This is a genomic window from Candidatus Neomarinimicrobiota bacterium, from assembly GCA_022573815.1.
Classification (GTDB): domain Bacteria; phylum Fidelibacterota; class SORT01; order SORT01; family SORT01; genus JACZTG01.
The window spans coordinates 20584-43427 of record JACZTG010000013.1; the positions used below are offsets into that span (position 1 = coordinate 20584).

Genomic DNA, 22844 nt, shown 5'->3' on the forward strand with positions numbered 1-22844 from the left:
AATTATCTCCGCCTCGACTTTATCCTGCCGCTCTTAAGGAAACCGTCGTAATGACGGCTGATGAGATGCGACTCGATCTGCTGAAGAGTGTCCAACGCCACACCCACTATAATTAGAAGGCTTGTACCGCCGAAGAATGACGCTAAATCGTATCTGACATCGGTCATTCTCATAAGTATATATGGAAAGACCGCTACCATCGCTAAAAATATCGAACCCGGAAGCGTTACCCGTGTAAGTATATTATCTATGAACTCGGAAGTCCTCTTGCCCGGTCTGATTCCCGGAATGAAGCCTCCCGATTTCTTCATATTATCCGCCACTTCAATCGGATTGAAAGCTATCGCCGTATAAAAATAAGTGAAAAATACTATCATAAGTCCGAACATAGACCAGTAGAACGGATGGTCGGTGGAAAAGTATCGTATAAAATTTTCCTGAAGCCATTCGGCATTTGGAAATAGCGTAGCAATTGTACTCGGCACAAACATTATGGATTGAGCGAATATAATCGGCATAACGCCTGCCGTGTTCACCTTTAGCGGAATATGAGTTGACTGTCCGCCGTATAGTTTTCGTCCTACGACCCTCTTGGCGTATTGGACAGGAATTCTCCGGGTGCCTTGCGTGAGCAGAACCACAAACGCAACTATCATAAACATAAGTCCCGCCAAAAGCACTTCATCAAGAATACCTCGAACATCCTCGGCAACAAGCCCAATTTCTATCATTATCACATTCGGAAAACGCGCCAAAATACCAACCATGATGATGAGACTGATTCCATTTCCGATTCCCCGCTCCGTGATAAGTTCGCCGAGCCACATTATCACAATTGTTCCGGTAATAAGCGTAAGCATCGTCATCAAAATAAAACTCATTCCCGGTTCTCCCGGAACTACAGGAATTGCGCCCGCGCCGCTGTTGGACTTGAGGCTCATAAGAAAAATCGCAATACCGTATGACTGAACCGTAGCGATTGCCACCGTTCCGTAACGCGTGAGCTGCGTAATCTTTTTCCTGCCTTCTTCGCCTTCCTTCTGCAGCTTCTGGAAATACGGTATGACCGCTCCAAGCAGCTGAATGATAATTGAAGCCGTAATATACGGCATAATGCCCAGAGCGAATATTGTCGCTTTTGCGAATGCGCCGCCCGCGAACATATCGTATAAACCGAAAAGCGTATTTTGCAGACTCCCGATAGCTATAGCCAATGCCTGAGTGTCTATACCGGGCGTCGGAATATGTCCGCCGATACGGTACGCAATCAGAATAAGCAGCGTAAATGTGATTCTTTTACGCAGCTCGGGTATCTTTGATATCGCTCTTATTTTATCTATCATACTACTTTGGTGGTGCCTCCCGCTGCTTCGATCTTCTCAACGGCTGATTTGCTGAAAGCGTTTGCCGTTACTTCATAAGCCTCGGAAATTTCTCCGTTGCCCAAAATCTTTATAGGTTTGTTGACATTTCTAACCAATCCGCTTGCCAGCAGCGCTTCGATGGATACGTCTTTCCCTCCGGCTCTGCCCAGTTCGCTTACGTTCACAACCTGATATACCGTTCTGAATATATTGGTAAACCCTACTTTCGGCACACGGCGTTGCAGCGGCATCTGTCCGCCTTCAAATCCGCCCTTCCGCTTAAATCCGCTTCGTGCTTGGGCTCCTTTATGACCTGCGCCAGAAGTGCCGCCCTTTCCGGAACCCTGTCCTCTGCCGATTATTTTACCTTTTTTCTTATTCCCTTTCGGGCGTTTTAATTTCTCAAGACCCATTTATACCTCTTCGACCTTTACAAGGTAATTGATTTTAAAGACCATTCCGCGAATCGCAGCGTTATCAGGTTGAATTACCGTCTGATGCATTTTACGAAGCCCTAACGCTTTTAAGGTTTTTTTTGCTGTGTGGTGATATCCGATACCGCTTTTCACCTGAGTTATCTTCAGCTTGCCTGATGTTTTATTTGCCATTAGTCGTTCTCAATTCCAAAAAGTTGTTTGATTGACAGACCTCTCTTTCGTGCTGCAGTGGTAGCGTCCAACAATCCTAAAAGCCCGTTCATCGTGGCTTTAACCACATTATGCGGATTCGGCGAGCCGAGCGATTTTGCGAGAATATCGTGAATTCCAACCTGCTCCATAACGGCTCTTACCGCTCCACCGGCTATGATTCCGGTACCGGGCGACGCCGGTTTAAGTATGACCTTCGCGGCTCCGAACGTTCCCGTTATCTTGTGAGGAATCGTATTGTTCAGAAGTGGAATCTTAACTATATTCTTCTTCGCCACTTCCTTCCCTTTAGTGACCGCAGAGATAACTTCGTTCGCTTTTCCCAGACCCACGCCGACGTGACCCTTTCCGTCGCCAACAACCACAAGGGCGTTGAACCCGAAACGATGACCGCCTTTCACGACCTTAGATACTCGTTTTATCTTGACTACCTTCTCTTCGAGAAGGTCTAATTCTGAAGGGTTAATGGGACGCACTGATTTCCTCAAATTTTTAATCCGTTCTCACGAGCGCCTTCTGCCACAGCTTTAACTCTCCCGTGATAGAGATAGCCGTTTCTGTCGAATATGGCAGATTTAATTTTCATTTTCTTCGCCTCTTCAGCGAGATCCGTACCCACAGTTTTACCCGCATCAACTTTTGATTCTGCCGATGATATTTTAGCTTTCAATTCCTTTTTCTGTGTGGATGAAGCCACAAGAGTAACGCCTGAAGCATCGTCAACTAACTGGGCGTAAATATGTTTATGCGAACGATAGACAACCAATCGCGGTCTCTCGGATGTGCCGGATAAGCGACGTTTGATTCTCCTGATCCTTCTCAGTCTCAATTTGTTTTTTTCTATATTCTTATCTTTCAATTCTTCCTCAAATATTAAGCGGCAGATGTGGCAACCTGCTTGCCTGCTTTCTTACGGACGTATTCGCCCTGAATTCTGAGTCCTTTACCTTTATACGGTTCCGGCGGTTTCAAATGTCTGATATTCGCCGTCACCTGCCCCACCAGCTGTTTGCTTATTCCGCGTATGAATATCCGCGATTGGATAGCTCTGAATTGCGCTTTCTCCTGCTGTTCGGGTTTCTGAATTTCAAATTCTATTCCATCGGGAGCTTCAAAAAGAATCTGGTGAGAAAATCCAAGACTGAATATGATATTCTTACCTTTGAGCTCGGCGGAAAATCCCACGCCTATGAGCTGCAGGATTTTTTCGTAACCTTCTTTAACTCCGATAACCATATTGGCGATCAAGGCTCTCGTCAATCCGTGCAATGCCCGCACTTCTTTCTCGTCGCTTTCGCGTGTTACTGTGATACTCCCCTTTTCAACGGCGATGTTTATCCTGCCGTCATACGTTTCTTCCAATTCACCTTTGGGACCTTTAACGCTTACTGTGTTCCCGTTTAGCTTGACTTCAATGCCGTCAGGGACATCTATCGGTATCTTGCCGACTCTTGACATCTAAATTCCTCTACCAGACACGGCAAATAATTTCGCCGCCCAGGTTTTGTTTTCTCGCTTCTTTGTCCGTTTTAACGCCGGATGAAGTACTGATAATTGCGATACCCAGACCGTTTCTCACTCGCGGAACTTTTTTTGCCGAGCAATAAATTCTTCGGCCCGGAGTGGATACGCATTCGATTCCGTCAATGACGCCTCTGCCGTCGCTCATATATTTAAGGTAAAGTCTCAATATGCCCTGAACGCCGTCGTCAACCGCGATGATATCCTTTATATATCCTTCTCTCCGAAGTATCAGCGACAACGACTTCTTAAAATTTGATGAAGGTATGTCCACCCAGCGTTTCCCCGCTTTCTGGGCATTCCTTACTCTTGTCAGATAATCCGCTACCGGATAAGTATGTGACATCTGCTCTCCCTACCAGCTTGCTTTGGTTATGCCGGGAATTTCACCTTTTAAGGCTAATTCCCTAAAACAAATTCTGCACAGTCCGAACTTCCTTAAATAAGAACGCGCCCTGCCGCATTTTTGACAACGGTTATAGCCTCTTACCGTAAATTTCGGCGTTTTCTTCTGCTTAGCTATCCATGATTTCTTTGCCATACGCTACGTTCCCTGATTTTCCGTCGTGTGTATTCTAAAGGGCATCCCGAAAGCGCTGAGCAATTCGAATCCCTCTTCATCTGTGTTTGCGGTCGTTACAATGGTAATGTCCATCCCCCGAATTTTATTAACTTTATCATAATCAATTTCGGGGAAAATAATCTGCTCTTTAACTCCAAAGGAATAATTTCCGAATCCGTCAAATGATTTTTGCCTCAGTCCGGTGAAATCGCGTACTCGCGGAATGGCGATTGAAATCATCCTGTCGAGAAATTCGTACATCCGTTTTCCCCTGATGGTCACCCTTCCGCCGACGGCGTCGCCTTCTCGAATTTTAAAGTTCGCAATGGCTTTTTTTGCTCTGGTCACCACAGCTTTTTGACCCGCGATAATAGTAATATCGTCAACAGCGTTTTCAAGGTCTTTCTCGTCGTCTCTTGCTTTACTCAGGCGGGTGTTAATAGAAATTTTCTCCAGCTTCGGAACCATATTCGGATTTCTATATTTAAATTTCTCAATCATATACGGAATGACCTTTTCTGCGTACAAGGTTTTCATTCTCGGCACATATTCTTCGGAACTCGCAGCTTTCTTCGGCTTCGCCGCTGCTTTTACCTCAGGCTTCTTTGCCGCTGCCTTTGCTTCAATTTTGGGCTTCGCCTCAGCTTTTCGCTTGGGACTCGTCTTTTTAGCCGGAGCTTTAGCTTTCGCCGCTGCCTTCGGTTTTGCTGCGGCTTTAGCTGCGGGTTTCTTCGCCGCTGCTTTTTTTGTCTTTTTATCTTTCTCTTCAGCCAACTTTAAGTTATCTCTCCACAATGCTGACAAACTCTTACATTGGAGCCGTCATCAATTATCTTATGTTTCTGTCTCGTAGGCGTGTTGCATTTTTTGCATATCAGCATCACGTTAGAAATATGTATTGGTGCGGAAAATTCCATTATCCCACCCTGTTGCAGCTTTTGGGACGGTTTTGTGTGTCGCTTTACCAGGTTAAGCCCTTCCACAATAATCCGATTTTTCTTCGGAAGAGTCTTCAGCACTTTACCTTTTTTGGTAGCGCTTGTCCCTGAGATAACTAATACCTCATCGCCGGTTCTTATCATTCTTAGACTACCTCCGGAGCCATGGATATTATCTTCATATGGCGTTTTTCTCTGAGTTCACGTCCCACGGGACCGAATATACGGGTTCCTATCGGTTCCAGAGAATCATCCACCAATACGGCTGCGTTCTCGTCAAATCTTATATACGAGCCGTCTTTCCTTGCCCGCTCTTTTTTCACTCTCACGATAACAGCTTTCAGTACCTGCCCTTTTTTCACCATTCCGTTGGGAATTGCGCTCTTGACAGTTACAACGATGACATCGCCGATAGTGCCGTAACGTCGTTTACTTCCGCCAAGCACTTTGATGCACATAATTTTTTTTGCTCCCGTGTTATCCGCAACGGGCATTCTTGTTTCGACCTGAATCATCGCTATTTTGCCTTCTCAATAATTTCCGCTAATCGCCATTTCTTATTTTTGCTTATAGGTCTCGATTCGATAATTTTCACGGTATCGCCGATTCCACTGCTGTTATCCCGATCGTGCGCCATAAATCGTTTTGACTTCCGCACCATCTTTTTATATACGGGATGTTGAATTCTTCTTTCAACTTTAACTATGACGGTTTTATCGGCAGCGTCACTCACTACGATACCTGTTAGCGTTTTTCTTCTTCCGCTATCGCTCACTTCTTGCTCTCCTTGCCTTCATCCTCGACGGTGCCGGGAAATTTATAACTCCCTAATTTTTCTTCCTGCAATAAAGTTTTAAGTTGCGCTATCTCTCTGCGCACTACTTTTATCCGCTGCTCATTTTCAAGCTGCCTGAGCGAATGCTGAAATCGCAGATTATCCTGTTCTTCAATAGAATCAATAAGCTTGATCTCGGTTTCTTTTTTTGTCAGTTCTCTAAGTTCGGTACTTTTCATTTCTATACTTCTAACCTCTTTACCACTTTTGTCTTGATAGGTAGTTTGTGCGAACCGAGTCTGAACGCTTCCTGAGCGGTCTCGTCATCCACACCGTCTATCTCAAATAATATTCGTCCCGGCTTCACTACTGCGACAAAATATTCGGGCGAACCTTTTCCTTTACCCATCCGGGTTTCAGCAGGTTTAAGCGTGACGGGTTTGCTGGGGAAAATCCGTATCCAGAGCTTGCCGTGTTTTTTTACTTTACGCGTTATAGCGACTCGCGCCGCTTCAATTTGTCTTCCTGTTATCCAGGCGGGTTCCAACGCTTTCAAGCCGTAAGTCCCGAAAGAGACCTTCGAACCTCGATGCGCCATACCTTTATTTCTTCCGCGCTGCTCTTTTCTGTGCTTTACTTTCCTCGGTTCTAACATCTTTCTTTAATTCTCATCCGATTTCTTGAATTGTACTTCACCTGTGTAAATCCAAACTTTAACGCCTACGGTTCCATAAGTAGTGAACGCTGTTGCCGTTGCGTAATCTATTTCAGCGCGGAGTGTTTGAAGCGGTACTCTGCCTTCTTGAAAACGTTCTCTTCTGCCCATTTCGGAACCGCCCAGTCTTCCCCCTGCTCCGACCTTTATTCCGCCTGCTCCCATCCTCATCGTGGACATAATGGATTTCTTTATGGCTCGTCTGTGAGAAACTTTTTCTTCCAACTGACGCGCGATATTTTGTGCCACAAGCAGAGCATCGAGTTCCGGTCGTTTGATTTCGCTCACATTGACCGCCACATCTCTGCCGGTGATTTTTTTGAGCTCTTCGCGCAGTTTATTAACTTCCGATCCTTTACTTCCGATAACTATTCCGGGTCTGGCGGTATGAATCGTTATCGTAATCCTTTTGTTGGTACGCTCGATTTGTATCTTCGATACTGCCGCTTTAACCAGTCGTTTGTAAACATATTTCCGCAGCATAATATCTTCGTTAAGTTTCGCTGCGAAATTCTTTTCGTCGAACCAGTTAGAATCCCAGGTCTTCACATACCCGAGTCTAAAACCGACAGGATGTACTTTCTGTCCCATACCTAACCTCTTACCTTCTTTGTTCTCTCATCCGGTGTGGCTACTATAACGGTCATATGAGCTGTCCTCTTTAATATGGGTGTTGCTCTTCCCATTGCTCTCGGCCGAAACCTTTTTATTGACGGACCGCCGTCTATATAAACTTCCTTCACAAATAGATTTTCGGGGTCCACGTTTCCGCCTTCCAAATTCACAAGATTCGCTATCGCGCTGCGAACCGTCTTTTCTAAATCGGTTGAAGCCTTTTTCTTTGAAAAATGCAAAATGTTTATTGCGTCTTCCACATCTCTGCCTCTAATCAGGTCGGCTAAAAGCCTTACCTTCCGCGCTCCCTGCCTTGAATATTTTTTTATCGCTTTAGCGTTCATCCCTATCTGACCTTTGATGATGCGTCTTTTTTAGTTCCTGCGTGAGCTCGGAAAGTACGCGTTGGTGAAAATTCGCCAAGTTTATGTCCTACCATATTTTCCGATATATATACCGGAATAAATTTAATTCCGTTATGCACCGCGATTGTGTGACCAACGAAATCCGGAGGAATCGTTGTCCTTCGGGACCACGTCTGAATAACTTTTTTCCCGCGCGTTTTGTTGAGTTCCTGAATTTTCTTCAGGAGACGCTCATCAATATAAGGACCTTTTTTTAATGACCTCGGCATATCCTACTTCGACCTCCGCTTAACAATATATTTATCCGAATGTTTCTTTCTGCGGGTCTTGCCGCCTTTTGCCGGCTTTCCCCACGGCGAAACAGGATGCCTTCCGCCCGAAGATTTTCCTTCTCCACCGCCCATTGGATGGTCAACGGGATTCATAGCGACGCCTCGAACTTTCGGGCGTCTTCCGAGCCAACGGGAACGTCCCGCTTTTCCGATAACTATAAGTTCGTGATCCCTGTTTCCTACCTGACCGATAGTCGCCGAACATTCTTTCCGCACCATTCTGATTTCACTTGACGGCAATTTCAAGAGAACGTAATCCCCTTCTTTAGCCATCACCTGAGCTGAAGTTCCGGCGCTGCGGACTGCCTGTCCGCCTTTACCTAAAGTCATTTCAATATTATGAACCATTGAACCGTTCGGAATATCGCTCAAAGGCATTGCATTGCCCGATTTCAACGGTGAGCCGGCGCCTGATTGAATTTCGTCACCCACTTTTAATCCAACAGGACAAAGAATGTATCGTTTTTCTCCGTCAACGTAATGCAGCAGTGCGATTCTCGCCGACCTGTTCGGATCGTATTCGATAGTGGCAACTTTAGCCGGAATTCCGGTTTTATTTCTTCTGAAATCAATTATCCGGTACTTCTTTTTATGACCGCCGCCTCTTCTACGCGCTGTCATTCTGCCGAGATTATTTCTTCCGCCTGTTCTCTTCTGAACTTTCAGAAGGCTCTTCTCAGGCTTATCGGTAGTAATCTCCTCAAATGTGGAGGTGGTCTTAAACCTTTGCGCAGGCGTTGACGGTTTATATTTTTTTATAGGCATCTGTTTTTACTCTGTTACGGCGATTCGTTACCGTAAATATCAATAGTTTCATTTTCAAGCAGCGTGACTATCGCTTTCTTCCAATTCGGTTTTTTACCTGACGTTCTGATAGTCCGTCCTCCGCTTTTCACGGAAAGGTTTCTTGTCTTCCCCTTTATATTCATAGTCCTGACTTTCTTGACTCTTACGCCGAATTTTTCTTCAACCGCTTTTTTGATTTCCAATTTATTCGATTCCACCGAAACCTGAAAAGCGTAACTGTTGTTCGCTTCCTGAAGATTGTGCATTTTTTCGGTCACTATCGGCCTGATAAGCATATTGTTCTTCATTCGGATTCTACCTCTTCGGCGGGAGCAGGCTTACTCGGCTTATCAAATGCTTTGTTCAACGTTTCTACCGCTCCGGTCTCTATAATGAGATATTTGCTGCTTAGTAGGTCTAATGTGGAGCTGAATTCCGCTTTCACAACCATCAAATTCGGTATGTTTCTCGACGCATAAAGAACGTTATCATTGAGTTCCTTCACCAGCAGAAGGTTGTTTCTTCCTGTCAAATCGAGTCCGGCAAGTAAATTGCGCATCTGCTTGGTTTTGGTATCCTGAAAGTTCAACTCCTCGACTATCCGTATGCTTCCCGCCTTTGCGTGCAGTGAGAATGCGCTCTTCCGCGCTAATTGCCTGATTTTCTTGTTTACTTTATGACGGCTGACTCCCGGTTTGATAGCGAATGTATGACCACCGCCTCTCCAAATCGGAGTTCGAATCGTTCCGACTCTCGCCCGCCCGGTCCCTTTCTGACGCCACGGTTTCCTTCCGCTTCCCTGAACTTCAGCCTTGCTTTTCGTAGCGCGGCTTCCCTGTCTGAGATGAGCAAATTCGGCAACTACGGAAGAATAAATTGCGTCGTCGTTTGGCTCTATTTCGAAGATTTGCGGGTTCAGGTTTACTTTCTTCCCGCTGTCTTCTCCGCTTGCTGTTAAAACGTTTATCCTCATTCTAATTCCAAATTCTCACTGTAGCGTTGATAGCTCCGGGAACCGGTCCCTTGACTAACAATAAATTTTTCTCTAAATCAATTTTCAATATGCGGATTTTCTTCAGCGTTACTTTATCCCCGCCCATTCTTCCTGCCATCCGCATCCCCTTGAACACTCTCGATGGATAAGAACTTGCTCCTATCGAACCGCGTGACCTGTGCATATCGGTTTGCCCGTGAGTTTTCGGACCGCCTGCGAAATTATATCTTTTCACAACACCGGCAAATCCCTTACCTATGGATTTGGACGAGATTTTTACCAATTCGCCTTCCTTGAACTGATCAACATTCAGCTCCGCGCCGACTTCAACGGGTTTTTCCTCTTCACCATCCGTAACCGTTATGGGACCTTCAAATTCAGCCATATGCTTTCTCGGCTCTATTCCTAATTTCTTATAGATAGCCAGCTGCGGTTTCTTGGATTTATTTTCCTTCACAATATCATAGGCAATCTGAACAGCGTTGTAGCCGTCTATTTCATCGGTTTTAATCTGTGTGACAACACACGTTTCTACTTCTATAAGAGTAGCGGGAATACTTTTTCCGTCCTCCATAAAGAAACGTGTCATACCTAATTTTTTGCCTATCAGACCAGCCATTTCAGACCTTTATCTCAATATCTACACCCGACGGAAGGTCGAGCTTCATCAGTGCGTCAACGGTTTTAGGAGTGGAATTCAAGATGTCCAACAGCCGCTTATGGATTTTCGTCTGAAACTGCTCTCTCGATTTTTTATTTACATGCGGAGAGCGAAGAACCGTAATTATCGTTCTGCGCGTCGGGAGAGGGATTGGACCGGACACAACTGCTCCGGTTGATCTTGCCGTCTTCATAATCAACGCTGTGGATTTATCCACAAGCTTATGATCATAGGCTTTGAGCCTGATTCTTATTGTCTGTCCCGCCATTTAATATCCCTATTCTATTATCTCTGTTACTACGCCTGCGCCGACTGTATGTCCGCCCTCGCGGATTGCGAACCTGAGTTCCTTCTCCATTGCGATTGGCGATATCAATTCAACTTCAAGGTTCACGTTATCGCCCGGCATTACCATCTCGCTCCCATCGGGAAGCTTCACAAGACCCGTTACGTCCGTTGTGCGGAAGTAAAACTGCGGCCTGTAACCTTTGAAGAACGGCGTGTGACGACCGCCCTCGTCTTTCGACAGGATGTATATCTCGCCCCTGAACTTCGTATGAGGCTTGATCGAACCCGGTTTGGCTACTACCATTCCCCGCTTCAGGTATTCCTTGTCAACTCCGCGCATCAGGAGACCGACGTTATCGCCTGCCTCTCCACGGTCAAGAAGTTTCCTGAACATCTCAACACCTGTGATTGTCATCTTCTTATCCGCGTCAAGACCCACAAGCTCCATCTCGTCGCCTACCGTTACAACACCGCGCTCTATCCTGCCTGTGCCTACCGTTCCGCGCCCCGTTATTGAGAATACATCTTCTATAGGCAACAGGAACGGTTTATCTATCTCCCGCTCGGGTATGGGTATATAGGAATCAACTGCGTCAAGCAACTCCTGTAAGCATTTGGTCTTCTCAGCGTCATCAGGATTGTTAAGAGCGTCAAGCGCGCTGCCCTGTATTATCGGTATATCATCGCCCGGGAACTCGTACTTGTTGAGAAGCTCCCGCAGTTCAAGCTCTACGAGCTCGATAAGCTCCGGGTCGTCAACCATATCGGTTTTATTTAAAAATACAACTATGGAGGGGACGTTGACCTGACGGGCTAAAAGAACATGCTCTCTCGTCTGAGGCATAGGACCGTCAGCCGCGGATACTACCAAGATAGCGCCGTCCATCTGGGCGGCTCCCGTTATCATATTCTTGATATAGTCGGCATGACCGGGGCAATCTACGTGAGCGTAATGACGCTCTTCCGTCTCATACTCAACGTGCGCCGTGGCGATAGTGATGCCGCGCTCTTTCTCTTCAGGCGCGTTATCTATGGAATCAAACGAACGTTCGTCCGCTAAACCTTTCTTACTCAAATACATTGTAATGGCGCTGGTCAGTGTGGTCTTACCGTGATCCACATGACCGATCGTTCCGATGTTTACGTGTGGCTTGGTCCTCTCATACTTTTCCTTAGCCATCTATCTCCTCCTCACCTGACCCGTATCGCGCAGGCTGCTGTTGTATTTCTCAGGCGGCATCTATTGCGCCTGCATTTTCAAGTATTTTTTCTTCAACCTGTTTCGGTAACTTTTCATATTTTGAGAACTGCATTGAGAATACCGCTCTTCCCTGTGTCATAGACCTTGAATCCGTCGCGTAACCGAACATTCGCGCTAACGGAACTTGCGCCTTGATGACCTGTGCGCTCCCACGCGGCGTCATACTCTCGATTTTGCCGCGTCTTGACGTAATGTCCCCCACTAAGTCGCCGAGATATTCGTCAGGAGTGACTACTTCAACTGCCATAATCGGCTCAAGCAAAACGGGAGCGGCTTTCTTAGCTCCGGCTTTCAATGCCATTGAACCTGCTATCTTGAACGCTATTTCAGATGAATCCACATCATGGTAAGAGCCGTCAACTAAAGTGACCTCTACGTCTATCATCGGGTATCCCGCGATAACTCCGTTGGTCAATGCCTCCTGAATACCTTGCGAGACCGCTGAGATATATTCTTTTGGAATCGCGCCGCCGACTATCTTATCGTGAAATACATATTCTTTTCCGGGTTCGCTGGGCTCGATAATAATATTGCAATGCCCGTATTGTCCACGACCACCGCTCTGACGGATGAATTTGCCTTCCGCCTCAACCTTTTTGGTAATAGTCTCTTTATAAGCGACCTGCGGACGACCGACTTTCGCCTGAACATTGAACTCTCTTAAAAGCCTGTCAACTAATATCTCAAGATGAAGCTCGCCCATTCCAGATAAAATCGTTTGACCGGTTTCTTCGTTGGTCTTGACCCGGAATGTGGGATCTTCCTCGGACAGTTTCGTTAATCCTAAAGAGAGTGAATCCTGGTCTGCTTTTGATACCGGCTCAACTGCGACAGCGATGACCGGTTCAGGGAAATGCATCGATTCGAGAAGGATAGGATTATCTTTCATTGTGATGGTATCGCCCGTTTTCGTTTTGTTCAATCCTACCATGGCACAAATATCTCCCGTGCCGACTTCATCCAAATCTTCACGCTTGTTGGAATGCATCAGAAGAATCCTGCTGACTCTTTCTTTTTTGGTCGTATTCACATTATAAACTGTGTTGCCCTTTTTAAAAGTGCCGGAGTAAACTCTCACATAAGTCAATCTTCCCACGAACGGGTCTGTTACTATCTTAAAGGCTAATGCGCTAAACGGTTCGCTGTCATCCGCCTTTCGCTCGATTTCATCGCCCGTGTCCGGGTCTATTCCTTTGGTGGGAGGCAGATCCAACGGAGAAGGGAGAAAATGATTTACTGCGTCTAAAAGTCGTTGCACACCCTGATTTTTGAATGCCGAGCCGCAGATAACAGGTATGACCTGATTTGCGATAGTTGCTTTCCTGAGCGCTGCTAATACCCGCTCCGTGCTTATCTCTTTCTCTTCTAAATAATCTTCCAACAGATGATCGTCGTAAGTCGCAGCCTCTTCTATAAGATGCTTCCGCGCGGTTTGAGCATTTTCTATCAGGTCGTTGGGGATTTCACCGTAATCGTAGTTCATCCCCTGTGAACCGAGATTATAAATAACGGTTCTCATTTCTAACAGGTCGATGATCCCGTTAAACATTTCTCCCTCGCCAAGAGGAAGAACTATAGGAAGCGGATTCGCGTCGAGTCTTTCCTTCATCATATCAACTACATAATTGAAATCGGCTCCTACTCTGTCCATCTTGTTAACAAAAGCTATTCTCGGAATTTCATATTTATTCGCCTGATTCCAGACCGTCTCGGACTGCGGCTCCACGCCGCCCACTGCGCAGAACAATGCGACAGCGCCGTCAAGCACCCGCAATGACCGCTCTACTTCCATAGTGAAATCTACATGACCGGGAGTATCGATAATATTTATCTTGTGACCCTCCCACTCGCACGAAGTTGCGGCGCTCGTTATGGTTATGCCTCTCTCTTTTTCCTGCTCCATCCAATCCATCGTGGCGGCTCCGTCATGAACTTCGCCCATCCGATGAAGTTTCCCCGTATAAAACAGAATTCGCTCTGTAGTTGTGGTCTTCCCGGCGTCTATGTGCGCCATAATGCCTATATTGCGAACTTTACTTAAATCTTTAACCGCCATTATCTACTGCTGATTTCCTTATATTCTGAAGTGAGCGAAAGCCTTGTTAGCTTCTGCCATCTTATGTGTGTTTTTCTTCTTCTCTATGGTGGCGCCTTCATTCTTAAAAGCCGCCATCAATTCGTTTGCCAATCGCTCTGCCATACTTTTGCCGCCGCCTGATCGGGCAAATACTATAAGCCATCTCATCGCCAAAGCCTGTTTCCGCTTAGGGTTTATCTCTATAGGAACCTGATATGTGGAGCCGCCGATCCTCCTTGAGCGTACTTCCAACATCGGTGTGGCATTTTCCAGCGCTTTTTTGAACACTTCCAAAGGCTCATTGGATTTGAGCTTTTTACCGATCAAATCCAGGGAGTCATAAAAAATTGTTTCGGCTATGCTTTTCTTTCCCTTCAGCATAATGTTATTGATGAACTTGCTTACTACAAGATCGTCGAACTTCGGGTCGGGAAGTATCGTTCTCTTTTCGGGTCTTCTTCGTCTCGACATATCTTATGCTTTCGGTTTTTTAGTGCCGTAACGTGAGCGGCTTGTTCTTCTGTCATCAACACCGCTTGCGTCCAGCGTTCCGCGGATAATATGATACCTGACTCCCGGTAGGTCTTTGACTCTTCCGCCCTCAATCAGTACGATTGAATGCTCCTGAAGATTATGTCCTTCGCCCGGAATGTAGGCTGTCACTTCAAACCCGTTGGTAAGACGCACACGAGCCACCTTCCGTAAAGCGGAATTCGGCTTTTTCGGAGTGGTTGTATATACCCGCGTGCAAACCCCTCTTTTCTGAGGCGAACCGCCGAGCGCCGGAGCCGAAGTTTTCTTCTTCTGCGCTGAGCGACCCTTCCTTATAAGTTGACTTATTGTCGGCATTTCATCCTTTTTTATTCATTTCTTGTAAAGCCAAATAAAGGTAATAGAATTGACGTTATTGTCAATACTTTTTCGGCACTATTATTCACTTTCTACTCAACCGCCTCCGATTCCTTTTTTTCCATTTCGGATATCTGATCGCTGACTCCCGTATCCTCATCCTCTTCCACAAGCAAATTAATATCTTTGACGTTGATACTGCCTGTTCCGGCGGGAATAAGGCGACCCATTATGACGTTTTCTTTCAGTCCTCTGAGCGGGTCAACTTTACTCGCAACGGCGGCGTCTGTGAGAATCCTCGTCGTTTCCTGGAAAGACGCGGCGGAAATGAAGCTCTCCGTGTTCAAAGACGCTCTTGTAATACCCAGCAGCAATGGTCTGGAGGTTGCCTGTTTTGCGGGAGTGGATTTCATAGGAGCTTTATCAACTTTTTTCAGACGATCGTTTGTCTGTTTGAACCTGTCCTTATCCATAATCTCTCCCGGCTGAATCTTGGAATCGCCTGAATCGGTTACCACGACCATTTCTTCTATCAGGGCATTTTCTTCGTTGAATAATATCTTATTTATTTTGTCGCCTTCGAGATAATCGGTGTCGCCGGGTTCTTCAACTTCTACCTTCTGCATCATCTGCCTGACTATGATTTCTATATGCTTATCGTTGATTCGTACATCCTGAAAACGGTAAACAGCCTGGATCTCATTAACTAAATATTCCTGTACCTCTCTCGGGCCTTTGATATGCAGAATATCCTGCGGCGCGATAGACCCTTCCGAGAGTGCATCACCGGCATAAACGGTATCGCCCGGATGCACGAGTACGTGCTTACCATAAGGAACGTTATATTTCTTCTCTTCTTCCTCCGAACCCTTGATAATTATCTCCTGAACTCCTCGTCTGATCTTACCGTAGCTGACGAATCCGTCAATTTCGGTAACAACTGCCGGCTCTTTCGGCTGTCTCGCCTCAAAGAGTTCTGCCACGCGTGGAAGACCGCCTGTAATATCGCCTGCTTTTCGACTCTCACGGCGTTTCTTAATAAGGATGTCGCCCTGCTTGACATTCTCTCCTTCGATTACCATCAATTGCGAACGAACGGGAAGCCGCGCGCTTGTATCATCTGTCTTTCCTTTTCCGATAATCTCGATTTTCGGAATCAGTTTCTTGTCGCGGGACTCAATGATGAACCGTTGTTTTCTACCCGCTTCATCCGCTTCTTCCCGCAGTGTAAGACCTTCTTCGATATCCACAAACCTGATTTTACCGTCTTCCTGAGCGATGATGACATCCATATCCGGATCCCATTTGAAAAGGACCTCATCCTTTTCGATTGTATCTCCATCTTCTTTAAGTACGCTCGCGCCGTAAGGCACGTTATAGTTAACAAGATTTTGTCCGTTGTCATTTACAATATGGATTTGCGAATTACGCAAAAGGGCGATTTTACCCTCTTTCCGCATTTTGGTAGCTTTGAAGTTCTTGTCATATTGTACAATTCCCTGGACTTTGGAGTGCATCTCCGTCTTAGAGGCAATAACGCTCGCCGCGCCACCCACGTGGAAAGTTCTCAATGTAAGCTGAGTTCCCGGTTCGCCGATGCTTTGGGCAGCCATAACACCTACCGCCTCTCCAACAACGACCATCTTACCTGTTGTAAGATTTCTTCCGTAGCATTTCGCGCAGAGACCGCGTTTCGCTTCGCAAGTGAGAGCGGAACGGATTGCCACCGTTTCCACAGACCTGCCTTCGATAGATTCGGCTATTTCTTCGGTAATTTCAACGCCTGCTTTGATTAAAAATTCATCCGTAATCGGATCATAAACATCGTCAAGCGCTACTCTTCCCAATATTCTGTCTTTCAGGAGCTCTTTGACTTCCTCTCCCTCTTTGAGAGCGGAGATGGCAATTCCGCGGATAGTTCTGCAATCTTCTATGTTGATAACCATATCCTGAGCCACGTCCACAAGTCGGCGTGTCAGGTAACCGGCATCAGCTGTTTTAAGCGCCGTATCCGCAAGACCTTTTCGCGCTCCGTGAGTGGAAATGAAATACTCAAGAACGGTCAGACCTTCTTTGAAATTGGATGTAATCGGGTTTTCGATGATCTCACCGGTTCCACCGACAAGACTCTTCTGCGGCTTCGCCATAAGACCACGCATACCCGCGAGCTGACGAATCTGTTCCCTGTTACCTCTCGCGCCGGAATCCGACATCATATAGACAGGGTTGAATCCATGGTCCGATTCCTCTAAATGTTTCATCATAGCGTCGCCGATCTTGAGACTCGTGGAAGTCCAAATATCGATAACTTTATTATACCGTTCGCCGTCGGTAATAATTTCCGCCTCATACTGAGCCATAATCTGCTTTACCTGCTTCCGGGCAGCTTCAATAAGCTCGTCTTTCTCCGGCGGAATTACCACATCACCGAGACCGAACGAGATACCGCCCGAAGTGGCAAACTTGAATCCGAGTTTCTTTAAACCGTCAAGGAACGTTACTGTTTCATAGTTACCGGAAATTCTGAACGCTTCGCCCACAATCTTTTCTAAATGTTTCTTGGTGACGACTCTGTTGACGTAATCCAATTCTTTCGGAACGACAGTGTTGAATATCAAACGACCGGGTGTGGTCTCTAACATCGCGCCGTCTTTACGAACATTTATGATTGCGTGCAGACTCACGTGCTCATGATCATATGCGATCAACGCTTCTTCGGGTGAGCTGAAATTCATTCCCTCGCCTTTCGCGCCGGGCAATGTTTTTGTAAGATAATAACATCCTAATACCATATCCTGCGAAGGAAGCGCAATCGGCATTCCGTGCGCCGGTGAAAGGATATTATGACTTGCTAACATCAGCACGCGTACTTCCATTTGTGCTTCGAGCGAAAGCGGCACATGAACCGCCATTTGATCTCCGTCAAAGTCGGCGTTGAACGCCGCACAGACAAGAGGGTGAATCCGAATTGCTCTTCCGTCAACCAATACGGGCTGAAACGCCTGAATTCCCAACCTATGTAAGGTAGGAGCTCTGTTGAGCATTATCGGATGATCTTCTACTACTTCTTCAAGGACATCCCAGACTTGCGGTTCCTTATTTTCCACCATCTTCTTGGCGCCCTTTACGGTGCGTTGATAGCCTTTTTCAATAAGCTTGTGGATGATAAACGGCTTGAATAATTCTATCGCCATCTCTTTTGGTAATCCGCATTGATGGAGTTGGAGATCCGGACCGACGACAATTACCGACCTGCCGGAATAATCCACTCTCTTACCGAGAAGATTCTGACGGAACCTGCCCTGTTTTCCTTTGAGCATATCTGAAAGGCTCTTCAGCAGTCTGCGGGTACCGCTTCTCACCGCTGTTCTGCGGCGACTGTTATCGAATAACGAATCTACAGATTCCTGGAGCATCCGTTTCTCGTTTCTCAAAATTACTTCCGGCGCGCGTATTTCCATAAGCTGTTTCAATCTGTTGTTACGGATTATTACGCGTCGGTATAGATCGTTAAGGTCGCTTGTCGCAAACCTTCCGCCGTCAAGCGGGACAAGAGGTCTGAGCTCGGGCGGAATAACAGGAATGATATTCATCACCATCCACTCCGGCTTGTTCAGCTTCTTCTCTTCTTTTTCTTCAAATGCTTTCACGACGCGGAGTCGCTTCAAGGCATCGGTCTTCCGCTGCACCGAAGTTTCGTTCGCGACTTTATCGGCAAGTTCGGTAGCGAGTTCCGGTATCACAATAGCGGCAAGCATCTTGCGAATTGCTTCTCCGCCGGTGTCGATAATTATTGCGTTATCTCCGGAGGCAGCCTCTTCGCCTAACTCTTCCACCGCTTCGTTGTATTGTTCTTCGGTGATCAATTCATTCTTCTCGAACGAAGAGATACCCGGTTCTAATACTACATAATTTTCGTAGTAAACTATCTTCTCAAGCTCTTTTACAGACATTCCGAGAACATAGCTTATCTTGCTCGGAATAGATCTGAGATACCAGATATGAACTATGGGTACCGCAAGGGTGATATGTCCCATCCGCTCACGGCGAACTTTCTTACGGGTGATTTCCACTCCGCACCGGTCGCAAATGATTCCTTTGTAACGCGGTCTCTTGTACTTCCCGCAATGGCATTCCCAATCTTTCACCGGTCCGAAGATTTTTTCGCAGAAGAGTCCGTCTTTCTCCGGCTTGTATGTCCTGTAGTTAATCGTTTCAGGTTTTAATACTTCCCCGTACGACCGTGATAATATAGAGTCAGGAGAAGCCAGGGATATTACTATCTCTGTAAAATTTTCTTTAAATTTCGCCTGTCTCGGTTTTATATATGCCAATCTAACCTCCTATGGGGTAAATCAGAATCGTTTTCAATTTTATTTAAGCTCCACATCAATGCCTAATCCCATCAATTCGCGCAATAGCACATTGAAAGATTCCGGTATGCCGGGTTTTGGCAGGTTTTGTCCTTTAACGAGCGCTTCGTATGCTTTTGATCTTCCTTCTACGTCATCTGACTTAACCGTTAACATCTCCTGAAGCGTGTATGCCGCTCCGTATGCCTGCAAAGCCCAAACTTCCATTTCTCCGAATCGCTGTCCGCCGAATTGCGCTTTTCCGCCTAACGGCTGCTGTGTTATGAGCGAGTAAGGTCCCGTAGAACGAGAGTGCATCTTATCGTCCACAAGATGGGAGAGTTTCAACATATAGATTTTTCCGACAGTTACTCTCTGATCGAATTTATCTCCCGTGATACCGTCGTAGAGGACGGTCTTTCCATCCTCGGCGATACCCGCTTTCGTAAGTTCTTCCAATACTTCCTCTACCGTCGCGCCGTCGAACACCGGCGTCTCGTAATGCACGCCCAATTTATATCCGGCGTAACCGAGAAGAGTCTCGTAAATCTGTCCCAGGTTCATACGCGACGGCACTCCAAGCGGATTCAATATCATATCCACAGGCGTTCCGTCCGCAAGGAAAGGCATATCTTCGATAGGGACTATCTCTGCAACTACGCCCTTGTTTCCGTGTCGTCCCGCCATCTTATCGCCGACGGATATTTTCCGTTTGGAAGTTATATATACCTTAACCAGCTGGATAATTCCGGGAGGCAGGTCATCGCCTGCTTTCAGTTTGAAAAGCTCCCTTTCCAGATCGCCATTTATCTCAGCCACCCGACCCTCATAATTATCCATTAATAGGAAAGTCGTCTCGTTCGCTTTATCATCGCTTGTCCACGGGTTTTCTCTGCTGGCGAGACTGAAGTCAGTAGTCTCAATCCTATCCTTAGTATATTCTAACCCTGTCTTCAGAATGCTCTTACCTGTTTCCTTGTCTTTTAAGCCGGAGCATTTCAATCCCTCGAGGATTAAAACCAACTTTTCGTTACGTAATTGTTCGAGCCATTTCAAACGTCGTTTGTAGCTCGCTTTCAATTTGATAGATTTCTGTTTCTCCTCTTTCCTGAAGTCTTTGCTTCTACGGGTAAAGACCTTCGTATCGACCACTACACCGTAAACTCCGGGCGAAGCCTTAAGCGATGCGTCTTTAACATCTCCCGCTTTTTCACCGAAGATGGCTTTGAGAAGCTTCTCTTCCGGAGTCGGGTCTGTCTCGCCCTTCGGCGTAACCTTACCGACAAGAATATCACCCGGTTCGACTTCCGCTCCGACACGGATTACTCCGCTTTCATCAAGATTTCTCGTTGCTTCTTCACTGACATTGGGGATTTCCCGTGTCAGCTCTTCTTCGCCTCGTTTAGTATCCCTGACCTGAAGTTCATATTCCTCTATATGCAATGAGCTGAATACATCGTCTCTCGCGAGCCGTTCGCTCACTACAATAGCATCTTCATAGTTGTATCCGTGCCAGGGCATGAACGCTACAAGAATATTCTGTCCGAGAGCGAGTTCGCCTCTATCGGTAGCCGCGCCGTCTGCGATAATATCGCCTTTTTTGATTTTGTCGCCTACCTTTACCAACGGTTTCTGATTGATACAAGTATCCTGATTTGTTCTCAGGAACTTGGTAAGATTAAATTCCTTCATTCCATCATCATCCAACTTGTGGAGATCTTCCGATTTACTTATCGGAGTGCGAATAGTGATTTTCTGTGCGGTAACCCGCTCCACTGTTCCGTTTACATCAGAAAGAACTATGGCCCTCGAGTCCATCGCGACTATTCGCTCCATTCCGGTTCCTACAATTGGAGTACTCGGTCTTAGGAGCGGTACAGCCTGACGCTGCATATTTGAACCCATCAGAGCTCTATTGGCATCATCATGCTCAAGGAATGGAATGAGCGCCGCCGCCGCGCTGACAATCTGATACGGCGAAACGTCCATAAAACTAACGTCCTTTACGGGAACAACCGGATAATCCGATTTAAGCCTCACCCGCGTGGTATTATCCACGAAATGGTTATTCTTGTCCAACGGCGCACTCGCCTGAGCGATCAAGTTTTTATCTTCGTCATCAGCCGTAAGATAATTTATCTTATCGGTTACTTTCGATTTCCCGTTATGAGATATGACTCTATAAGGCGTCTCGATGAAACCTAAAGTATTTATCCTCGCGAACGTACAAAGAGAGGAGATAAGTCCGATGTTCGGACCTTCAGGTGTTTCAATAGGACAGAGTCTTCCGTAATGGGTATAATGAATATCGCGAACTTCAAATCCCGCTCGCTCTCTCGTCAATCCACCCGGTCCAAGCGCGCTGAGTCTCCTTTTATGCGTCAGCTCCGACAATGGATTTGTCTGATCCATAAATTGCGAGAGTTGGCTCGTGCCGAAAAACGTGTTGATAACAGAAGTAATTATCCTCGAATTTATCAATTCGCTGGGAGTAAGCGACTCCGCATCGGTGACGTTCATCCGTTCTCTGATAGTCCTTGCCGTGCGGGCAAACGCAATGCTGAACTGATTGCCGAGCTGCTCGCCAACGGTTTTAATTCTTCTGTTTCCAAGATGATCAATATCATCTGTCGCTTCGTCGCCTTTCTTCACCTTCAGCAGATGCTTGAGAATAGCGACAATATCTTCTCTTGTGAGAACCGTTGTGTCGTATGGAATATCAAGATCGAATCGTTTGTTGATACGATAACGTCCCACACTTCCTAAATCATATTTCGCCGGGCTGAAGAATAATCTGTCAACGAATTTCCTCGCCGTCTCAAGATTCGGCGGCTCGCCTGAACGCAGCTGTTTGTAGATGAGACGTAATGCCGATTCTTCGTCATTAGAAGTATCTTTAGCCAGCGTGTTCATTATGACTTCGGCGTCTTTTTCATCCGAAGGCGATACAAGATTTACTGACTTGATCTTTTCCTTTTTCAGGATAGCGACTAAATCCTTATCTAATGTCGCCCCTGTTTCCGCTAATATTTCGCCCGTATCCTTATTTACGATATCCTCGGCTAAGCGCCTGTCATACTCTTTGGATATCGTTTTGCTGGATAATTTAACTTCCTGCACCATCCCGAAGAGCTCAAGTATATCCACATTTGTCGAATATCCGATTGCCCTCAGAAGTGTCGTAACGGGGAACTTCTTTCGTCTGTCTATAAGTGCGAACAGAGCGTCATTTATGTCGGTGGTAAAATCTACCCACGAGCCGCGGAAAGGTATAATCCGCGCGGAATACAGTCTTGTTCCGTTCGGATGGATACTCTCATCGAAGAATACGCCCGGTGAACGGTGAAGCTGACTTACAATTACTCTCTCGGCGCCGTTGATGATAAAAGTTCCGCTTTCTGTCATATAGGGAACGTTTCCGAAAAATACGCCCTGCTCGATGACCTCTTCTATCTTACCGGTCTCTTCTTCACTCGATACGGAAAGACGTAGGTTCGCCTTGAGGGGCACGGCGTAAGACATTCCCCTGTCCTGACATTCCTCTATTGTATATTTTGGTAATCCTAAAAAATAATTGACGTACTCGAGCTTATAATTGCCTCGAGAATCCTCAATCGGAAAAATTGTTTCGAATACTGCCTGGAGTCCTTTACTTTCGCGATTTTCTGGCGTGACCTTCATTTGCAGGAATTCTTCGTACGATTCCAACTGAATGTCAAGAAGATTGGGCATCTCTACAGAT

28 protein-coding genes are annotated in these 22844 nt (G+C 46.3%); all 28 read right to left on the reverse strand.

What is annotated here, in order from left to right:
• Nucleotides 1-2 precede the first annotated feature (2 nt).
• Nucleotides 3-1343: a preprotein translocase subunit SecY gene (secY, locus tag IIB39_06740; protein ID MCH8928399.1), complete on the reverse strand. Its 1341-nt coding sequence runs from the start codon at nucleotides 1341-1343 to the stop codon at nucleotides 3-5.
• The gene (rplO, locus tag IIB39_06745) at nucleotides 1340-1777 is read right to left on the reverse strand and encodes a 50S ribosomal protein L15 (protein MCH8928400.1); all 438 of its coding nucleotides are present in this window, start codon (nucleotides 1775-1777) and stop codon (nucleotides 1340-1342) included. Before rplO ends, secY begins: the two co-directional genes overlap by 4 nt.
• Nucleotides 1778-1972: a 50S ribosomal protein L30 gene (gene rpmD / locus IIB39_06750; protein ID MCH8928401.1), complete on the reverse strand. Its 195-nt coding sequence runs from the start codon at nucleotides 1970-1972 to the stop codon at nucleotides 1778-1780.
• Nucleotides 1972-2499, reverse strand: coding sequence for a 30S ribosomal protein S5 (rpsE, locus tag IIB39_06755; GenBank protein ID MCH8928402.1), 528 nt, complete (start codon nucleotides 2497-2499; stop codon nucleotides 1972-1974). The genes rpmD and rpsE overlap by 1 nt, the downstream gene beginning before the upstream one ends.
• Complete coding sequence (locus IIB39_06760) at nucleotides 2496-2855, reverse strand: 50S ribosomal protein L18 (protein ID MCH8928403.1); 360 nt, start codon at nucleotides 2853-2855, stop codon at nucleotides 2496-2498. The genes rpsE and IIB39_06760 overlap by 4 nt, the downstream gene beginning before the upstream one ends.
• 29 nt (nucleotides 2856-2884) lie before the next feature.
• Nucleotides 2885-3469 carry a 50S ribosomal protein L6 gene (gene rplF / locus IIB39_06765; GenBank protein ID MCH8928404.1) on the reverse strand — a complete coding sequence of 195 codons (585 nt, stop codon included), beginning with the start codon at nucleotides 3467-3469 and terminating at the stop codon, nucleotides 2885-2887.
• A gap of 10 nt (nucleotides 3470-3479) precedes the next feature.
• Nucleotides 3480-3878 (reverse strand): 30S ribosomal protein S8, encoded by a 399-nt coding sequence (rpsH, locus tag IIB39_06770; GenBank protein MCH8928405.1) that lies wholly within the window; start codon nucleotides 3876-3878, stop codon nucleotides 3480-3482.
• A gap of 9 nt (nucleotides 3879-3887) precedes the next feature.
• The gene (locus IIB39_06775) at nucleotides 3888-4073 is read right to left on the reverse strand and encodes a type Z 30S ribosomal protein S14 (protein MCH8928406.1); all 186 of its coding nucleotides are present in this window, start codon (nucleotides 4071-4073) and stop codon (nucleotides 3888-3890) included.
• Between the two features lie 3 nt (nucleotides 4074-4076).
• Nucleotides 4077-4640: a 50S ribosomal protein L5 gene (rplE, locus tag IIB39_06780; protein ID MCH8928407.1), complete on the reverse strand. Its 564-nt coding sequence runs from the start codon at nucleotides 4638-4640 to the stop codon at nucleotides 4077-4079.
• 230 nt (nucleotides 4641-4870) lie between these two features.
• A complete protein-coding gene (locus IIB39_06785) occupies nucleotides 4871-5176 on the reverse strand; it encodes a 50S ribosomal protein L24 (GenBank protein MCH8928408.1) in 306 nt (101 codons plus the stop codon).
• Nucleotides 5177-5178: 2 nt separating this feature from the next.
• Nucleotides 5179-5547 (reverse strand): 50S ribosomal protein L14, encoded by a 369-nt coding sequence (rplN, locus tag IIB39_06790; protein MCH8928409.1) that lies wholly within the window; start codon nucleotides 5545-5547, stop codon nucleotides 5179-5181.
• A gap of 2 nt (nucleotides 5548-5549) precedes the next feature.
• A complete protein-coding gene (gene rpsQ, locus IIB39_06795) occupies nucleotides 5550-5807 on the reverse strand; it encodes a 30S ribosomal protein S17 (protein MCH8928410.1) in 258 nt (85 codons plus the stop codon).
• Nucleotides 5804-6046, reverse strand: coding sequence for a 50S ribosomal protein L29 (gene rpmC / locus IIB39_06800; protein MCH8928411.1), 243 nt, complete (start codon nucleotides 6044-6046; stop codon nucleotides 5804-5806). Before rpmC ends, rpsQ begins: the two co-directional genes overlap by 4 nt.
• 2 nt (nucleotides 6047-6048) lie before the next feature.
• Nucleotides 6049-6462 carry a 50S ribosomal protein L16 gene (gene rplP / locus IIB39_06805; GenBank protein MCH8928412.1) on the reverse strand — a complete coding sequence of 138 codons (414 nt, stop codon included), beginning with the start codon at nucleotides 6460-6462 and terminating at the stop codon, nucleotides 6049-6051.
• A gap of 6 nt (nucleotides 6463-6468) precedes the next feature.
• Nucleotides 6469-7113, reverse strand: coding sequence for a 30S ribosomal protein S3 (gene rpsC / locus IIB39_06810; protein ID MCH8928413.1), 645 nt, complete (start codon nucleotides 7111-7113; stop codon nucleotides 6469-6471).
• A 2-nt stretch (nucleotides 7114-7115) separates the two neighbouring features.
• On the reverse strand, nucleotides 7116-7481 hold the full coding sequence (gene rplV, locus IIB39_06815; GenBank protein ID MCH8928414.1) for a 50S ribosomal protein L22: 366 nt from the start codon (nucleotides 7479-7481) through the stop codon (nucleotides 7116-7118).
• Nucleotides 7482-7483: 2 nt separating this feature from the next.
• A complete protein-coding gene (gene rpsS / locus IIB39_06820; protein MCH8928415.1) occupies nucleotides 7484-7771 on the reverse strand; it encodes a 30S ribosomal protein S19 in 288 nt (95 codons plus the stop codon).
• A 3-nt stretch (nucleotides 7772-7774) separates the two neighbouring features.
• Nucleotides 7775-8599, reverse strand: coding sequence for a 50S ribosomal protein L2 (gene rplB, locus IIB39_06825; GenBank protein ID MCH8928416.1), 825 nt, complete (start codon nucleotides 8597-8599; stop codon nucleotides 7775-7777).
• A 14-nt stretch (nucleotides 8600-8613) separates the two neighbouring features.
• Nucleotides 8614-8928, reverse strand: coding sequence for a 50S ribosomal protein L23 (gene rplW / locus IIB39_06830; protein MCH8928417.1), 315 nt, complete (start codon nucleotides 8926-8928; stop codon nucleotides 8614-8616).
• Nucleotides 8925-9593, reverse strand: coding sequence for a 50S ribosomal protein L4 (rplD, locus tag IIB39_06835; GenBank protein MCH8928418.1), 669 nt, complete (start codon nucleotides 9591-9593; stop codon nucleotides 8925-8927). Before rplD ends, rplW begins: the two co-directional genes overlap by 4 nt.
• A gap of 1 nt (nucleotide 9594) precedes the next feature.
• Nucleotides 9595-10233 carry a 50S ribosomal protein L3 gene (gene rplC / locus IIB39_06840; GenBank protein MCH8928419.1) on the reverse strand — a complete coding sequence of 213 codons (639 nt, stop codon included), beginning with the start codon at nucleotides 10231-10233 and terminating at the stop codon, nucleotides 9595-9597.
• 1 nt (nucleotide 10234) lies between these two features.
• Nucleotides 10235-10543, reverse strand: a complete 309-nt coding sequence (rpsJ, locus tag IIB39_06845; protein ID MCH8928420.1) for a 30S ribosomal protein S10 — start codon at nucleotides 10541-10543, stop codon at nucleotides 10235-10237.
• 9 nt (nucleotides 10544-10552) lie between these two features.
• Nucleotides 10553-11743 (reverse strand): elongation factor Tu, encoded by a 1191-nt coding sequence (tuf, locus tag IIB39_06850; protein ID MCH8928421.1) that lies wholly within the window; start codon nucleotides 11741-11743, stop codon nucleotides 10553-10555.
• A 49-nt stretch (nucleotides 11744-11792) separates the two neighbouring features.
• Nucleotides 11793-13880 (reverse strand): elongation factor G, encoded by a 2088-nt coding sequence (gene fusA, locus IIB39_06855; GenBank protein ID MCH8928422.1) that lies wholly within the window; start codon nucleotides 13878-13880, stop codon nucleotides 11793-11795.
• A gap of 18 nt (nucleotides 13881-13898) precedes the next feature.
• Nucleotides 13899-14372 carry a 30S ribosomal protein S7 gene (gene rpsG, locus IIB39_06860; GenBank protein ID MCH8928423.1) on the reverse strand — a complete coding sequence of 158 codons (474 nt, stop codon included), beginning with the start codon at nucleotides 14370-14372 and terminating at the stop codon, nucleotides 13899-13901.
• A gap of 3 nt (nucleotides 14373-14375) precedes the next feature.
• Nucleotides 14376-14750 (reverse strand): 30S ribosomal protein S12, encoded by a 375-nt coding sequence (locus IIB39_06865; GenBank protein MCH8928424.1) that lies wholly within the window; start codon nucleotides 14748-14750, stop codon nucleotides 14376-14378.
• Between the two features lie 92 nt (nucleotides 14751-14842).
• On the reverse strand, nucleotides 14843-19075 hold the full coding sequence (gene rpoC, locus IIB39_06870; protein MCH8928425.1) for a DNA-directed RNA polymerase subunit beta': 4233 nt from the start codon (nucleotides 19073-19075) through the stop codon (nucleotides 14843-14845).
• A 48-nt stretch (nucleotides 19076-19123) separates the two neighbouring features.
• Entirely contained in the window at nucleotides 19124-22834 is a 3711-nt protein-coding gene (gene rpoB / locus IIB39_06875; GenBank protein MCH8928426.1) for a DNA-directed RNA polymerase subunit beta, read from the reverse strand.
• Nucleotides 22835-22844 lie beyond the last annotated feature (10 nt).

Bases quoted from the DNA above. Each gene is read 5' to 3' on its own strand.
- secY (MCH8928399.1), bottom strand. From the start codon at position 1,343: ATGATAGATAAAATAAGAGCGATATCAAAGATACCCGAGCTGCGTAAA.
- rplO (MCH8928400.1), bottom strand. From the start codon at position 1,777: ATGGGTCTTGAGAAATTAAAACGCCCGAAAGGGAATAAGAAAAAAGGT.
- rpmD (MCH8928401.1), bottom strand. From the start codon at position 1,972: ATGGCAAATAAAACATCAGGCAAGCTGAAGATAACTCAGGTGAAAAGC.
- rplF (MCH8928404.1), bottom strand. From the start codon at position 3,469: ATGTCAAGAGTCGGCAAGATACCGATAGATGTCCCTGACGGCATTGAA.
- rpsH (MCH8928405.1), bottom strand. From the start codon at position 3,878: ATGTCACATACTTATCCGGTAGCGGATTATCTGACAAGAGTAAGGAAT.
- IIB39_06775 (MCH8928406.1), bottom strand. From the start codon at position 4,073: ATGGCAAAGAAATCATGGATAGCTAAGCAGAAGAAAACGCCGAAATTT.
- IIB39_06785 (MCH8928408.1), bottom strand. From the start codon at position 5,176: ATGATAAGAACCGGCGATGAGGTATTAGTTATCTCAGGGACAAGCGCT.
- rplN (MCH8928409.1), bottom strand. From the start codon at position 5,547: ATGATTCAGGTCGAAACAAGAATGCCCGTTGCGGATAACACGGGAGCA.
- rpmC (MCH8928411.1), bottom strand. From the start codon at position 6,046: ATGAAAAGTACCGAACTTAGAGAACTGACAAAAAAAGAAACCGAGATC.
- rplP (MCH8928412.1), bottom strand. From the start codon at position 6,462: ATGTTAGAACCGAGGAAAGTAAAGCACAGAAAAGAGCAGCGCGGAAGA.
- rpsC (MCH8928413.1), bottom strand. From the start codon at position 7,113: ATGGGACAGAAAGTACATCCTGTCGGTTTTAGACTCGGGTATGTGAAG.
- rplV (MCH8928414.1), bottom strand. From the start codon at position 7,481: ATGAACGCTAAAGCGATAAAAAAATATTCAAGGCAGGGAGCGCGGAAG.
- rpsS (MCH8928415.1), bottom strand. From the start codon at position 7,771: ATGCCGAGGTCATTAAAAAAAGGTCCTTATATTGATGAGCGTCTCCTG.
- rplB (MCH8928416.1), bottom strand. From the start codon at position 8,599: ATGCCTATAAAAAAATATAAACCGTCAACGCCTGCGCAAAGGTTTAAG.
- rplW (MCH8928417.1), bottom strand. From the start codon at position 8,928: ATGAAGAACAATATGCTTATCAGGCCGATAGTGACCGAAAAAATGCAC.
- rplD (MCH8928418.1), bottom strand. From the start codon at position 9,593: ATGAGGATAAACGTTTTAACAGCAAGCGGAGAAGACAGCGGGAAGAAA.
- rplC (MCH8928419.1), bottom strand. From the start codon at position 10,233: ATGGCTGGTCTGATAGGCAAAAAATTAGGTATGACACGTTTCTTTATG.
- rpsJ (MCH8928420.1), bottom strand. From the start codon at position 10,543: ATGGCGGGACAGACAATAAGAATCAGGCTCAAAGCCTATGATCATAAG.
- tuf (MCH8928421.1), bottom strand. From the start codon at position 11,743: ATGGCTAAGGAAAAGTATGAGAGGACCAAGCCACACGTAAACATCGGA.
- fusA (MCH8928422.1), bottom strand. From the start codon at position 13,880: ATGGCGGTTAAAGATTTAAGTAAAGTTCGCAATATAGGCATTATGGCG.
- rpsG (MCH8928423.1), bottom strand. From the start codon at position 14,372: ATGTCGAGACGAAGAAGACCCGAAAAGAGAACGATACTTCCCGACCCG.
- IIB39_06865 (MCH8928424.1), bottom strand. From the start codon at position 14,750: ATGCCGACAATAAGTCAACTTATAAGGAAGGGTCGCTCAGCGCAGAAG.
- rpoB (MCH8928426.1), bottom strand. From the start codon at position 22,834: ATGCCCAATCTTCTTGACATTCAGTTGGAATCGTACGAAGAATTCCTG.